This is a genomic window from Sorangium sp. So ce131 (assembly GCF_051519095.1).
Lineage (GTDB): Bacteria > Myxococcota_A > Polyangia > Polyangiales > Polyangiaceae > Sorangium.
Map to the genome: position 1 here is coordinate 4077039 of NZ_CP150455.1, position 15212 is coordinate 4092250.

6 protein-coding genes are annotated in these 15212 nt (G+C 74.4%); 2 read left to right on the top strand and 4 right to left on the bottom strand.

Annotated features, from left to right (window positions below; translation table 11 throughout):
- Nucleotides 1-306: 306 nt before the first annotated feature.
- Nucleotides 307-1230, top strand: a complete 924-nt coding sequence (locus WMF43_RS15090; RefSeq protein WP_437680934.1) for a hypothetical protein — start codon at nucleotides 307-309, stop codon at nucleotides 1228-1230.
- Here WMF43_RS15090 and WMF43_RS15095 read toward each other — a convergent pair.
- On the bottom strand, nucleotides 1161-3746 hold the full coding sequence (locus WMF43_RS15095) for a polynucleotide kinase-phosphatase (protein ID WP_437680935.1): 2586 nt from the start codon (nucleotides 3744-3746) through the stop codon (nucleotides 1161-1163). The genes WMF43_RS15090 and WMF43_RS15095 overlap by 70 nt on opposite strands.
- Nucleotides 3743-5308, bottom strand: a complete 1566-nt coding sequence (locus WMF43_RS15100) for a 3' terminal RNA ribose 2'-O-methyltransferase Hen1 (RefSeq protein ID WP_437680936.1) — start codon at nucleotides 5306-5308, stop codon at nucleotides 3743-3745. Before WMF43_RS15100 ends, WMF43_RS15095 begins: the two co-directional genes overlap by 4 nt.
- Nucleotides 5309-5820: 512 nt before the next feature.
- Here WMF43_RS15100 and WMF43_RS15105 point away from each other — a divergent pair.
- Nucleotides 5821-7098 carry an expansin EXLX1 family cellulose-binding protein gene (locus WMF43_RS15105; RefSeq protein WP_437680938.1) on the top strand — a complete coding sequence of 426 codons (1278 nt, stop codon included), beginning with the start codon at nucleotides 5821-5823 and terminating at the stop codon, nucleotides 7096-7098.
- Between the two features lie 90 nt (nucleotides 7099-7188).
- On the opposite strand, the gene WMF43_RS15110 is transcribed toward WMF43_RS15105, so the two are convergent.
- Nucleotides 7189-9084: a vanadium-dependent haloperoxidase gene (locus WMF43_RS15110; protein ID WP_437680939.1), complete on the bottom strand. Its 1896-nt coding sequence runs from the start codon at nucleotides 9082-9084 to the stop codon at nucleotides 7189-7191.
- Nucleotides 9085-9536: 452 nt separating this feature from the next.
- Nucleotides 9537-15182: a kelch repeat-containing protein gene (locus WMF43_RS15115; RefSeq protein WP_437680941.1), complete on the bottom strand. Its 5646-nt coding sequence runs from the start codon at nucleotides 15180-15182 to the stop codon at nucleotides 9537-9539.
- Nucleotides 15183-15212 lie beyond the last annotated feature (30 nt).

The following is a 15212-nucleotide window of genomic DNA, read 5'->3' on the forward strand; positions in this document are numbered from 1 at the left end:
CCGACCTCCCTGTGGTACCTGTCTACGCCTCCGATCTGCGCCCGTCGTTCCACGCATCTCGACGTGGGCGGTCGCCCGCACAGGCATGAACGGTGCAATGGCCCTCGGGTGCCGTTCAGCGTCGCGACCGTCGCGAGCCGGTGCGCCGGGACCTGCTCCCCGGAGACTTGCTCTTCGTCGCGTCACCGCCTCCCGATCGAAAGAGTCGAGGCCGCGGGGGGCCTTGAAGAGGCGGCCCACAGGAGCCTCGGTGTCGCCATCCGCCATGCGCGCGTCAGCGCATATCTACAATAGATCAGGAGAACCATGAATCGACAGCCTTTCCGCCAATCAGTGCTGCCCTCCCTGATCGCCGTGGGGCTGGTTACAGCACCGCTGGCATGCACGGGACGAACCCAGGAGCAGCGGCTCGCCGCGCCGTCCTCCGTGTCCTCGCAGCCGTCGCCTCGGCCGCGAGCCCTGGGTGACCGCTGCGAGAGAACGCAAAACAGCTGGATCTCGGAGGACGTCGCGAAGAAGATCCCGCTGCAGGAGGATCCCAGTAACCCGTACATCAAGATGACCATCCTCACGAGCGCGAACGACAACAACCGCAAAATCTTCAAGCCCGGAGTGTACTGGCTCGTCGCATTCCATGTCTCCTCGAAGGACACGCCGAACTGGGTCTGGGCCACCGTCGAGCACGTCAATAACCCGGGCCGCTGCGACTACACCGGCTGCAACGACTCGTACGGCTATACGACCCCCGACGGAGTGGAGCCTCATCAGGCCAAGAACTACACCGAGCCCCACACCACGTGCGACGACCTCCCTATACCGAGCTACACCTTCGACAACGGCAAACCTTACCCGGGCGGGGCGATCACCCCACAGCTGAAGGAGCTCCTCGACGGGCTCGGCATCGGGGGCGGCCAGCCGACGAGGTGCGCCCCGCAGCTCGGCGGGCATCCCCCGCGCTGCACGCCGTCCCCGGCGGACAGCGGCTGGCGCAGTTACCGGCTCAAGGGGTCGCAGGTGAACTTCACCGACTCCATGGGTCAGCCGACCAGGTTGGGCAACTCGGTGACGGAAGGTCGCACCGGGGCGGTGAGCTCGCGGCCATCCCCCGCTGCTCCCCGGGCACGTGTAGCGGACGGCCCGCCGGGAGTCGGGCCGCGCCGTCACAGCCGTGGATCGATGGGCTCGCTCTCCAGCGCGAGCACGCCGAACACGCACTCGTGCACCCGGTAGAGCGGCTCGCCCTCGACGAAGCGGTGGAGCGCCTCCAGCCCGAGCGCGTACTCCCGGAGCGCGAGCGCGCGCTTCGCCCCGAGCGCGCGGCTGCGCAGGCGCGCGACGTGCTCCGGCATCAGGTACTCCGGGCCGTAGATGATGCGCAGGTACTCCGGCCCGCGGCACTTGATCGCCGGCTGCACGAGCCCGCGCGGGCCGCGCACGACCCACTCCCACGACTTCACCACCATCCCCTCGCCGCCGCGCTCGACGAGCTCCGTCCAGAAGGCCACCGCCTGGGCCTCGCTCGCGGGATCCGACAGGTCGACCACGCGGTGAGGCGTCGGCGCGAAGAGCGCCGGATCCACCTCGCAGAGGCGCCCGAGCAGCCGCAGGTGGAAGCCGTGGTCCCGCGCCGCGTGCACCGCGCCCTCGCTCGCGAGCAGGTGGAACGGCGCGACCCGGATGTCGGCCAGCGACCGCACCGGCCAGCAGTAGCGCCGGTAGGCCGCGACATACCCCTCCATCGCCGCCCTGCGCGCGGCGTGCCGTTGCAACAGCGGCCGCGCGGACTCGTCCCGCGCCGCCGCCTGCTCGAGCGCCCGCACCGCCGCGCCGAGCGACGCGCGGCCCGACGCGCCCACGGCGGCGTACTGCCCGCGCAAGAGGTCCTGCGCCTTCGCCGACCAGGGCAGGATCTCCGCGTCGAGGCACGCCCAGTCCGTGTTGAGCTCGGCCCACAGGTCCGCGCGGTCCATCGCCGCGCGCACCCGGTCGACGAGCTCCCGGGTCCGCGCCTCGTCCGCGAAGAACGGCCTGCCCATGCGCGTCACGCACGCGCCGAGCGGCCCCTCGGCCACGCGGAAGCGCCTCGCTCGCGCCGCCTCGTCGCGGCACACGACCAGCACCGCGCGCGAGCCCATGTGCTTCTCCTCGCACACGACGCGGCCCACGCCGTTCTGCCGGAAGTAAGCGAACGCCTCCCGCGGGTGCTCGAGCAGCCCGCCGTCCTTCGCCGTCTCGCTCGGCGACATCGTCGGCGGCAGGTAGATGAGCCACCGCGGATCCACCGCGAACCGGCTCATCGCCTCGAGCGCCGCCGCCGCGTTCTCCTCGCGGATCGTCACCATGCCGTGCACCCGCGTCCGGATCGCGCGCCGGCCCCGGACGTCGTCGATGTCGAGCTCGTCGTGCGCCCGCGCCTCGGTCAACGCCCCGCTCCCCCCGCTCGCCCCGCGCGCGGGCGCGAGCGGCCGCTGCGGCTCGTAGTACACCCGGCGCGCCTTGACCTCGACGAGCTCGCGCTCCGGGTAGCGCAGCGCCGTCAGCGCGCCGCCGAACACGCACCCGGTGTCGATGCAGATCGTGCGGTTCTCCCACTCGGCCACGGTCGTCGGCGTGTGGCCGTAGACCACCATCGCCTGGCCGCGGTACTCCGAGGCCCAGTTGAAGCGCACCGGCAAGCCGTACTCGTCCGTCTCGCCCGTGGTCTCGCCGTACAGGCAGAAGTCGCGCACCGCCGACGAGCCGCGGCCCTGGTAGGCCTCCTTCACCCCCGCGTGCGCGACCGCGAGCTTGCCGTCGTCGAGCACGTAATGGCTGACGAGCCCGTCGATGAACTCCGCCGCCTTCGCCTTGAACGTGTCGGTCTCCACCTCGAGCTGCGCCAGCGTCAGCTCGAGCCCGTGGCTCACCCGCACGTCGCGGCCGCGCAGCTTCTTCAGCAGCTTCACCTCGTGGTTGCCGGGCACGCAGATCGCCGCGCCCGCCTCGACCATCGCCATCGCGAGGCGCAGCACGTCGGGCGAGCGCGGCCCGCGGTCGACGAGGTCGCCGAGGAAGATGACGCGCCGGCCCTCGGGGTGCGCCGCGCGCGGCGCGTCGGGCAGCCCCGAGAGCCGGTAGCCGAGCGCCTCGAGCAGCTCCACGAGCTCGTCGAAGCAGCCGTGGACGTCGCCGATGATGTCGAACGGCCCGTGGTCGTCGCGGCGATCGGTCCACAGGCGCTGCCGCTCGATCGTGGCCGCCGCCACCTCCTCGGGCGAGGAGAGCACGTGCACGTAGCGGAAGCCCTCGCGCCGGAGCTCCCGCAGCGAGCGGCGCATGTCCCGGGTCTGGTTCCGCACGACGTGGGGGCCGAACTGCCGGTCCGGCCGGGCCGCGTTGCGCGCGTGGCAGAGCTTCTCCGGCAGGTCGAGCACGATCGCCACCGGCAGCACGTGGTGCTGGCGCGCGAGCTCCACGAGCGGCCGCCGCGCGTCCGCCTGCACGTTGGTCGCGTCGACGACCGCGAGCCGCCCGGCCGCGAGCCGCTTGCCCGCGATGTACCGCAGCACGTCGAACGCGTCGGCCGTGGCCGACTGGTCGTTCTCGTCGTCCGCGACGACGCCGCGGTAGTGGTCGGACGAGAGGATCTCGGACGGCTTGAAGTGCGCCCTCGCGAACGTGCTCTTGCCGGAGCCGGACGCGCCGACGAGCACCACGAGCGACAGCGCCGGCACGACGAGGGGCTTCTGCTCGCGCGGCTCGCTCACGACGCCACCTCCGCCGCGCCCGGCCCATCCGCCGCGCCGGGCCCATCCGCCGCGCCCGGCCCATCCGCCGCGCCGGGCCCATCCGCCGCGCCGGGCCCATCCGCCGGCCCAGGCGCTCCCGCCGCGCCTGGCCCCTCCGCCGCGCCTCCCCCGGGCGCCTCCGCGTCGCTTCGCGTGAAGACCGCCATCTGCGTCGGCGCGCCGACCGCCGGATCCATCGGGCCGACGGGCAGGTGCTCGACGGCGTAGCCGTGCGCGGCCGCGACCTCGCTGCAGAAGGCGTGGAACTCGGCGCGCGTCCACTCGAAGCGGTGGTCGCCGTGGCGGAGCGCGCCGGCCGGCATCCCCTCGAACCGGACGTTGTACTCGGCGTTCGGCGTGGTCACGACGACGACCCGCGGCCGCGCGCTCCCGAAGACGGTGCGCGCGAGCGCGCCGAGGCGCGGCGGGTCCACGTGCTCGATGACCTCGACCAGGGTCGCGGCGTCGTAGCCCGCGAAGCGCGCGTCGCGGTACGTGACCGACGCCTGGAAGAGCTGGATGCGCCGCTTCTGCTTGTCCGGCAGGTCGTCCAGGCGGAGCCTCTCCTTCGCGATCTCGAGGCTGCGCACGGACACGTCCGCGCCGGCCACGCGCTCGAACACGCGCTCGTCGACGAGGCGCTTCAGCAGCTTGCCCTCGCCGCAGCCGAGGTCGATCACGCTCCGCGCCTCCGCCCGGCGGAGCGCCGCGACCACGGCCGCGCGCCGCGCCTCGTCGAGGCTCATCCGGGCCTCGACCTTGTCCTCGGGGGCCGCCTTCTCGTCCTCGGCCTCCTCGGGGCTCGGGTCCTCGTCGGCGACGAGCCGGGCGAGCGCCGCGCGGAAGAGCGGCCGGCTGTGCTTCAGGTACCTGAGCGCGATCGCCTCGCGCTCCGGGTGCGCCGCGAGCCAGCCCTCGCCCTTGTGGAGGAGGTTCTCGACCTCGGCGTCGCCCACGTAGTAGTGCTTCTTGTCGTCGAGCACGGGCACGAGCACGTAGAGGTGCGCGAGCAGCTCCCGGAGCCGGCACGTCCGCGCGAGCGCGACGCGCAGGTACACGCTCTGCCCCCACTCCGGGAACACCTCGTCGAGCGGGAGGCGCTCGGCCGCGACCTCGTAGCCGAGCGGCTCGAACAGCCGCCGGAGCAGCGCCTCGCCGCCGCGGCACGGCAGCGCCTCGATCGTCGCGACGAGCGGCAGCGGCTCGTCGGCGAGCTCCGGGCGGTCGCGGCACTTGCCGCCGAGCGCCGAGCCGAAGACCTGCGCGATCGCCACCGAGAGGAACGACGACGCGACGTAGGGCCGGTCGTTCACGTACTGCGCGAGCGTGCCCGGATCGCCCGGCCCGCGCCCGCGCACGAGGTCCACCGGGTCGACGTCGAGCAGGAGCGCCGCGGTGCACCGCGCCTCGGTCGCCTCGGGGTAGAACACGTGCGCCTTGCCGAACGAGAGCGGGAACGACTGCGTGTGCGCAGGGTTCTTGACGAGGAGGTAGCCGAGATCGGTCGCCGGCCGGCGCGTGGTGGTGAGCGTGAGCAGCATCGGGGAGCGGCAGTCTACGTGAACGGGCCCAGCCGCCACAATCCGCGCTCCTCCGCGCGCGCCCGGCCAGCGCGACCGGCGCGCGCCCGAGGCGGCCATTGCGCCGCTCGCGCACGGCGTCGCACTCCCCATGTGACAGGCCCTCTCTCTCGTCGACTGCGCGCGCGTCGCGCGGCGCGCGGCGGGCTCGCTCAGCGCCGGGATCACGAGGCGCGCCGGTGGTGGCAGATGCCCCCGCGGAGCTTCATGTGGTCAATCCACCCCGGGGCGCGAGCTCGTGTGTTCCTGGTGGAAAGTTCGATGAGGGCAGGGCTCCGCTCCGGCCAGGGGCGAACATTCCAGAGTCCTTGTCTGTCAAAAAGCGCTGTCTCTCACATGAGCGATGGCCAGATTGCGACTCTGCGTATACTTAGTACTCGGGCGCGCCCTCTCGGCGCGCCCCTAACTTGGAGATCATGATGCCTGGAGCTTATCGATCCGCTGTTGCGCTGTCTTTCCTTGGCTTATTCGCCGTGGCGTGTACGGTCGCGATGGAGGGCGAGGAGGACCTCGGCGCGCTGTCCAGCGCCGCCACGGCCGACGGGGTCGTGTCCGCCGCGCTGACGCTCCAATCGGAATGGTCGAGCGGCTACTGCGCGAACGTGAACGTCACGAACCTGAGCACGACGCAGGTGACGTCGTGGAGCGTCGTGCTCGACCTTCACCAGTCCTCCGTGAGCAGCCTGTGGGAGGCCAACCGAGGCGGGACCGGCTCGGTCCTGATCGCGGGATCGGTGAGGCCTCTGGCCGGGAGAGGCTCGGCGACCTTCGGGTTCTGCGCGAACAAGACCGGGACCAACTACCGGCCGGAGATCACGTCGGTGAGCCATACGGGCGGGAGCAGCACGTCGTCGAGCAGCACGTCGTCGAGCAGCTCGTCGTCGAGCAGCTCCGCGAGCAGCTCGTCGTCGAGCAGCTCGGGCGCTGGCGGCGCTGGCGGCGCGGGCGGCGCTGGCGGCGCTGGCGGCGCGGGCGGCGCGGGCGGCGCGGGCGGCGCGACCTCCAGCAGCAGCGCCAGCTCGGGGACCGGCGGGGGCGGCGCCACGTGCCCGATCCCCCTCCCGAGCTACGAGAACGGCAACGGGTCGGCGACCTGGTACACGTTCAGCCAGGGCTCCGCCGAGGTGAACTGCAGCTATGCGATCCAGCAGCGCAACCCGGACCGCGTCGCGCACGTCGCGACCGGCGGCGGGCGGTATTTCGCGGCCATGAACACGACGGATTACAATAACGCGGCCGCGTGCGGCGCCTGCATCGAGGTGAGCCGCGACGACGGGCGCAAGGTCGTGGCGACGGTCGTCGACCAGTGCCCGCAGGCGAGCAACCCGAAGTGCAGGGCCGGGCACGTGGACCTCAGCCAGGAGGCCTTCCGGCAGATCGGGACCACCGAGGAGGGGTATCTCGGGACGGGCAACGGCGGCGCCCGGGGCAGGATCTCCTGGAAGTACGTCCCGTGCCCGGTCGCGGAGGACGTGTCCATCCGCCCGAAGGAGTCGAACCCCAACTGGAACGAGTTCCTCGTGCAGGGCCATCGCAACCCGATCAAGCGGGTCGAGGTCCTGGTCGGCGGGCGGTGGCAGGCCGCCACGCGGCGGCCGTACAACTACTGGGGAATCGACGGCGGCACCGGCGTGGGGCGGGCGCCGTGGACCGTGCGCGTGACCGACATCTTCGACGAGACGATCCAGCTCACGGTCCAGAACAACGTGGCCGACCAGTCCACGTCCGCGCAGTTCCCCGTCTGCGAGTGACGCCGCGGCGGCCGCCGGCGGTGCAGGTCGCCGGCGGCCGCCTCCCGCGTCACCGCGCCTGCCGGCGCGAGGACGCCCCTCCGGGGCGGCTCAGATCGTGATCCTCGTGCCGTCGAACCGGGTGAACGTGAACCCGCCGAACGGCTCGCGGAACGTCCGGCGCTCGTCCCGGAGGATGCTGATCGCCACCTCCTCGCCGAGCGCCAGCGACGCGGCGGCGTCCGTGCGCCAGTGGATGCCCGCCCAGTTGCGCCCGAAGGCGGCGTTGGTCGCCAGCTTGTTCAGCTCACCGCCCACGGTCAGGGGCGGTCCGACGTAGGGGATGAGCCGGGTCGGATCGGCCGGATCGGGGACGAACGGATCCTGGATGACGTGGTCCTCGTCGAAGAACGCCTTGATGAGCGTCACGTTGATCCCGGCGATGGCGGCGGCGCCGCCCGGGTACGACCCGTGGAGCGGGGCGCCCTCCGGGTAAGCCTGCGGCAAGAGGTAGCTGCCGAACAGGTCGTACGTCAGCTCGACCACCTGCGACTCCAGGATATCGCGGTGCAGCGGGTAATCGCGCGCGTCGTTCGCGAGGCGGTGGTGCACCAGCCCGCCGTACGCCTCGGGGCGGAGGTTGTTGTGCACGAACCACTTCTGCCAGTAGGCGGCGCGGATCTCGCGCGACGTCCCGTAGGGGAGCAGGCTCTGCAGGTAGCCGAGCGAGAAGGTCGCGGCGGCGGAGGCCTGCGTGCGCGACGTGAGGTAGGGGTTGGTCGGGCTCAGGGGGGCCGCGATGCCCCCCGGCACGGCCGGGTTCCTGCTGCGCGCCGCGGCGAGGAGCAGCGCCGCGCCCCAGTAGAGGGGCGCGCCGCCGTGAACGAGCTCCGCCAGATCGCGCCCCGTCGAGACGTAGCGGGGGACCGGGTCGTACGCGATCGACCGGGTGGGGCTGATCCCGTTTTGCACCGCGAGCCACTCGTCGTACTCGGTCTGGAAGTCGTTGCCCGGCAGCGCCGTGCGGATCTTGCCCCCGAGCACCTGCGGGCCATAGGGGATGTCTCGCAGGAGGAACTGCGAGATGTAAGGGCCATTGAGCACGCCGGGAGGAATCACGTGCTTGGCCGTCCTGCCCGAGCGATCCCGGGGATCGGCGTAGGTGACGCTGCCGCGGAACAGCGTCCCCAGCGTCACGCGGCCGCGAGAGCGCGGGCCCGTGAAGCCGGAGAGCCGGTTGATCTCGTCGACGGCGTCCGCCACATCGCTGCTGTCCGCGTAGCTCTCGAACGGCAGGTCCCGCAGCAGCGCCTGCCAGTAGACCTCGACCGCCTCGGCGGCCTTCTCGGCGCTCGCCAGCGCGGGGGCCGGGGGCAAGCCGATCTGGGCCGGGGTCGTGCCGATGAGGCTGACCGCGAGCGTGCCGATCGGACTGACGAGCTTGCGGTCGCCGCCGAGCGGGATGGCCTCGAAATCGTCCCATTCGCGCGACGCGAAGGCCCTCGCCGCGACGCGGTACGCCGCCGGATCCACCTCGCCTCGCTCGTCGTGCGGCAGGCCGCGCGTGTTCGTCCCGATCTTGTTGGGATAACGCTCCTCGTCGCCGTTGTTCGGGTGCGGCGCGATCGGCTCCTCGAACTGGTCGACCGCGGCCTCCACGCGCACGCGCAGGGCGCGCAGGCGGAGCTCGTGATCGAGCGGCGAGGCGCGCGGATCGCGGCGCAGCGACCCGAGGCCGTCGAGCAGATCGTCGACGCCCCCCCGGCCGGGCGCCGCGTTGGCGGCGCCGGGGTCCGCGGCGAGCACGCCTCCGACGGCGAGCGTGCTGGCCGCGCCGAGGAAGACGCGCCGCCCCGCCGCCTTCTCGCGGCTCGCGCGCGGCGTGGACGACGACGACGACGACGACGACGACGACGACGACGACGCGGCCTCGGGCCCCTGCGGGTTCTGGGCGTCGTTGGCCTCCGCGGCGCTCGGGCGGTCGGGATGATGGGAATCGATGGTCATGGCGTTCAGCTCCGTGGGTTGCGCAGGCCGTCGCCTCCGGCTCGCTCGCGGTCTCGGCGGCGGAGCCAGCGATGGAGTCCTGCTGGTGAGCTCTCGTGTCGTCTCGTCTCTCGCTCTCGCCTCTCGCGCAGCCTGCGGCCCTCCGCGCGGGAGCCGCGGCGCCCTTTTCGCCGGCGCGGCGGCGCGCAGCGTCAGCCCACGTCGCGATGTCGCCCCGCGCGATCATCGATGCGACGAACGCGAGGAGACGGCGCTTCGGAGAGCCGCGCGTCGAGGGGTAGGGGGCGCGAGGGAGAGAGGAGAGGAACGATATCCGTTATGTTAGATACGTATCTACTATAGCGGATGAGGCCGAGCAAGCGATTTGTTTCGCGGCAACGTCGGCGGCATCTCCGGTGCACGTGCGCCGGGTTCAGCGCGTTATCGCGATCGCGAGAGAGCGATACCGAGGTTCACGAGGTGGGACAGGAGCGCCGCTGTCGCGGTCCGGCGAGCGCTCGCCGCCGGCGCCGCCGGCGCCGCGGCCGCCGCAGCGCCAGCGCGCCCGCGGCGAGCAGCGCCGCCGTCCACCGGCCGGCGGCTCCGCCGGCGCGGCTCGCGGCGGCGCTGCAGCCCGGGTCGCTTCCCACGGCGATCTCCGGCGGCTGCACGCAGCGGCCTCCAGGATCGCAGGCCCACCCCGGCGCACACTCGGCGACCGAGCGGCAGCTCGAGTAACAGGCCCCGAGGGCCGGCGCGCAGCGGTAGCTCCCGCAGTCGAAGGCGACCCGGTCGGCGGTGGCGCACGCCGCGCCGTGGCTCGGGCAGTACGCGGGCCCCTCGCCGTGGCTCTCGTCGGTGCAGCGCGACGCGGTGCACTGCGTCCCCGGCCCCGCCCCGATGCAGCGGCCCCCCGGCCCGCAGGTGCTCAGGCACGTCCCTTCCGCGCCGCAGTCCTGGTGCAGGTCCACGCCGGTCGGCTCCGGCATGCACCGGCCGATGTGCCCCGGCAGCACGCACGAGGTGCAGCGGTCGGCGCACGGGGCGTCGCAGCAGACGCCGGACACGCAGAACGAGCCCTCCGCGCAGTCCGCGGCGACGGCGCAGGTCTGGACCCACGCCGGGATGCTCGCCGGTGCGGCCGGGGGGTCGCTGTCGACCTCGCCCGGGTCGCAGTCCGGGGTGACCGGGAACAGGCACTCGCCGGTCGCCGGGTCGCAGACGCCGTCGTGGCAGGCGTCGGGGGCGGCGCAGAGGACGGGATCGCTGCCCACGCAGGCGCCGTCCTGGCAGGTGTCGCTCCGGGTGCACGTGTTGTGATCGTCGCAGGCGGCGCCGTCGACGACCGGGCCGCAGACGCCGGCCGCGCGGCCGAGCTCCGCTGTTGTGCAGACCTCGCAGGGGCCTGTGCAGGCGGTCGTGCAGCAGATGCCGTCGGCGCAGAAGCCGGTCTGGCACTCGCCGGGCTCTGCGCAAGCGGCGCCGAGGGGCAGGGGGCGGAAGAGCTCCGTGGTCGCGAGGGGAACGAACGGATCCTCGTTCCCGCCGCCGGCGATGAGCACCCGCCCGTCGCCCAGCAGCGTCGCGGCGTGGGCGCCGCGCGCCTCGGCCATCGCGCCGGCGGGGATCCAGGTGTCGGTCGCCGGATCGTAGAGCTCCGCGCTCGCGAGGTACCCGTCGCCCTCGGTCCGGCCGCCGACGACGAGCACGCGCCCGTTCGCCAGAAGCGTCGCGGTGTGCTGGCGGCGAGGCTCGAGCATCGGGGCGGCAGGTCGCCAGCTGCCCGTCGCCGGATCGTAGAGCTCCGCGCTGCCGAGGGCCGTCTGCGCGAAGCCGCCCGCGACGAGCACGCGCCCGTTCACCAGCCGCGTCGCGGTGTGCTCGCTGCGACCCTCGTTCATCTCGGTAGGGAGCCAGGCGTCGTTCGCCGGGTCGTACACCTCCGCGGCGGAGAGGAAGACGTCCTCGCCCCCCCCGCCGCCGGTGACGAGGCCGCCCGCGACGAGCACGTGCCCGTTCGCCAGCCGCGTCGCGGTGTGTTTTCTGCGGCCCTCGGGCATCGAGGCCACCTCGAGCCAGGAGTCGCTCTCCGGATCGTAGACCTCCGCCGTGTCGAAGTTCTCACCGGCGTTGTACCCGCCGGCGGCCAGCACCCGCCCGTCGCCCAGCAGCGTCGCGGTGTGGTCCATGCGAGGCCAGCCCATGGGGGCGGCGTCGGCCCAGGTATCGGTCGCCGGATCGTACCGCTCCACGGTGATGTCGATCCCGCCCGTCACGAGCACCTGGCCGTCGCCCAGCCGCACCGCGGCGGCGGCGAAGCGCGCCGTGCGCATCGAGGCGGCAGGGGTCCACGCGCCGCTCTCCGGGTCGTACAGGTCCGACGTATCGTTGATTCCGCTCTGTTCGGCGCCCGCGACGAGCACCCGCCCGTCGCCCAGCAGCGTCGCGGTCTGGGCGACGTGCCCCGTGCGCAGCATCCCGGCGGCCGTCCACGCCGGGTCCACGAGCACCACCTCGCCGTCCACGTCGACCCAGAGCTCGATGTGATCGCCGCGCGCCGCGAGCCGCGCCGCGACCGGCCGGCCGTCCGCCGCGTAAGCCCGCGGCGCCGTGACGCGCAGCCGGGCCGACCCGCCCTCGTCGCAGAGCTCCACCGCCGCGCCGCGCTGCCGCAGCGCCGCGCCCTCGATCGCCCACGCCGCGGCCGGGCGATCGCGAAAGGCGACCCCCGCCTCGAGCAGCAGCCACTCCTCGTAGCCGCCCGCCGTGGCCGTCCAGTACGACGTGCCCCCTGGCCGCGCGTACGCGACGGTGCTGCCGGCGACGGTCCCCTCGCCCGAGGCGCCGAGCTCGCGCACGTGGACCTCGAAGCCGGCCGAACCCGCGGCGCCGCGGCCCGCCGCGTCGGCGCCGCCGGCGAGGCGGAAGCGCAGCGCGTCCTCGCCGCGCCTCGGCAGATCGGCGCGGAGGCCGCCCCGCCGTCGCAGGGAGAACGCCTCCCCGCGGGCGTCCGGCCGCGCGCCGAAGCCCTCGCCGGTGGCGACCAGGGCCTCGTGCCGCTCGAGGATCTCGGCCTCCTGCGCCGGGAAGCGGCCGCGCAGGGCAGCGGCGCCGGGCGGCGCGGGCTCGGCGCCGCAGCCGAGGAGGACGCTGGCGGCGACGGCGAGCACGGGCCGCAGGAGGCGCCCCGCGCCCCGCGACGCCGCGCGCCGGGACCTCCGCAGCGCCGCGCGCCGGGACCTCCGCAGCGCCGCCGCCGCGGCCACGAGGCCCGCCGCGAGCCACCCCGCGCCGCGCCCGCCCGGCGCCCGCGCGGACAGGCTGCACCCGGGGTCCTCGCCCGGCGTCCGGTCCGGCGGCCGCACGCACGCGCCCTCGGGATCGCAGACCGACCCCGGCGCGCAGTCGTGCACCGACTGGCAGCGCGTGAGGCACGCGCCGAAGGCCGGCGCGCAGCGGTAGCGCCCGCAGTCGAACGGCAGGCTGTCGCCGCTCGGGCAGGGGAAGCCCACGTCCAGGCAGTAGGCCGGGCCCACGCCCTCGCTCGCGCCGGTGCACCGGCTCGCGGCGCACTGCGCGCCCTTGTGCGCGCCGATGCACGCGCCGTCCGGCCCGCACGTCTGCAGGCAGTCCTCGGCCGCTCCGCAGTCCCCGCGCAGATCGACGCCCAGGGGCTCGAGCGTGCACACGCCCAGGTGGCCGGGCAGCGCGCACGAATGGCACGGCGCGGCGCACGCGCTGTCGCAGCAGACCGAGTCGACGCAGAACTGGCCGTCCGGGCAGTCGCCCGGCCCGGCGCAGAGGCGCACGCCGGGCGGGACGGTCGGCGCGGCGCTGGCGACGCCGGTCTCGTTCGGCTCACACTCGGGCTTGAGCGGCGTGGAGCACCGGCCGGTCCGCGGGTCGCACGTGCCGGGCTCGTGGCACACGTCCGCCGGCGGCGGGCAGGCCCTCGGGGAGCCGGCGCAGACGCCGCCTTGGCAGGTGTCCACGTCGGTGCAAGCGTCCTCGTCGTCGCAGGGGGCGCCGTCGGCCCTCGCGGCGTCGACGCAGTCGCCGGTGCCCGGGTCGCAGACGGCGTCGTGGCAGGGGTCGGGCGCGCGGCAGACCTTCGGATCGGCGCCGGTGCAGGCGCCGGCCTGGCACGTGTCGGAAAGGGTGCACGTGTTGCCGTCGTCGCACGCAGGGCCGGTGAGCGGCGCGCAGGCGCCGTTCGAGGGGGAGCCCAGGTTCGTCGAGCAGGCGTCGCACGGGCCTGCGTCGCAGGCGGCCTCGCAGCAGACGCCGTCGGCGCAGAAGCCGGTCTGGCACTCGCCGGGCAGCGCACACGCGGCGCCGAGGGGGAGGGGGCTGAAGAGCTCTGCGCCCACGCCCTCGAGCCCGCCCACGACGAGCACCCGCCCGTCGCCCAGCACCGTCGCGGTGGAGCTGTCGGTGCGCGCCGTGCTCATCGTGCCGGCCGGCCACCAGGCGTCTCGCGCCGGGTCGTACAGCTCCGCGCTCGCGCGGGTCCCTCCCTCCCCGTTGCCGCCGGCGACGAGCACCTGCCCGTTGCCCAGCAGCGTCGCGAGGTGCACGGTGCGCGCCACGCTCATCGACGCGCCGCTCGTCCAGGTGTCGGTCGCGGGGTCGTACAGCTCCGCGCTCGCGAGGATCCCTCCCTCCGTGCTGCCGCCGGCGACGAGCACCTGCCCGTTGCCCAGCAGCGTCGCCGAATGGTAGGTGCGCCCCGTGGTCATCGCGGCGGCGGGCGCCCAGGTGTCGCTCGCCGGGTCGTACAGCTCCGCGCTCGCGAGGTCCGCGCCGGTGACGGAGAGGCCGCCGGCGACGAGCACCTGGCCGTTCGCCAGCAGCGTCGCCGTGTGGTCGCTGCGCGCCGTGGTCATCGCGGCGGCGGGCGCCCAGGTGCCGGCCTCCGGATCGTACAGCTCCGCGGTCCCGAGGTTCCCCGCGGTGCCCTTGCCGCCCACGGCCAGGACCTTGCCGTTGTGCAGGCGGGTCGCGGTGTGCACGATGCGACCCGTGTTCATCGGGGCGGCGATGGCCCAGGCGTCGCTCGCCGGGTCGTACAGCTGCGTGCTCATCGCCGTGAAGCTCTCTCCGCCCGCGGTCAGCACCCGGCCGTCCGCCAGCAGCGTCGCCGTGTGGATGGCGTACGCTGCGGCCATCGTGCGGGTGGGCGTCCAGGTGTCGGCCTCCGGATCGTACAGCTCCGCGCTCAGGGTGATGCCGCCCGGACCCATGGTGAGGCCCCCCGCGACGAGCACCCGCCCATCGCCCAGCAGCGTCGCGCTGTGGCTGACGCGCTGCGTGCCGATGGCCGCCGCGGCCGTCCAGGCCGGGTCCACCAGCACCGCCTCGCCGCCCGCGTCGACCCAGAGCTCGATCGTCCGGCCGCGGGCCGCGAGCCTCGCCTCGACCGGCCGCCCTCCCGCCGCGTAGGCGCGCGGCGCCGTCACGCGCAACCTCGGCGCCCCGCCCTCGTCGCACAGCTCGACCACCGCGCCGCGCTGCCGCGGCGCCGCGCCGTCGACCTCCCACGCGGCCGCCGGACGGTCGCCCGCGGCGGCGCCCTCCTCGAGCAGCAGCCACTCCTCGTAGCCGCGCTCCGTCGCCGTCCAGTACGAGGTGCCGCCCGGCCTCGCGTACGCCACGGCGCTGCCGGCGACGGCGCCTTCGCCGGTGGCGCCGAGCTCGCGCACGTGGACCTCGAGGCCGGCGGAGCGCGGCAACGCGCCGCGGTCCGCGGCGCCCGTGTTGCCTGCGGCGCCCGTGTTGCCTGCGGCGCCCGTGTTGCCTGCGGCGCCCGTGTTGCCTGCGGCGCCCGCGAGGCGGAACACCACCGCGCCCTCGCCGCGCCTCGGCAGCTCGGCCGAGAGCCCTCCGGGGCGCGGCGGGCGCTCCTCCCCGCCGTCCGCCGCGCGCAGCGCGAAGCCGCCCTCCACGGCGACGAGGGCCTCCGCGCGATCGAGGATCTCCGCGGCCTGGGCGGGGAAGCCGCGGCGCAGCGCGGCCGCGTCGGAGGGCGGCGGATCGGCGCCGCAGCCCGGGAGCGGCGCGGCGAGGAGCAGCGCCAGCGCGGCGGCGGCGGAGCGAGTGCGCAGGGGTCCGAGATGCATGACCAGTCCTCCTCGGCGCGGGCACCCGCG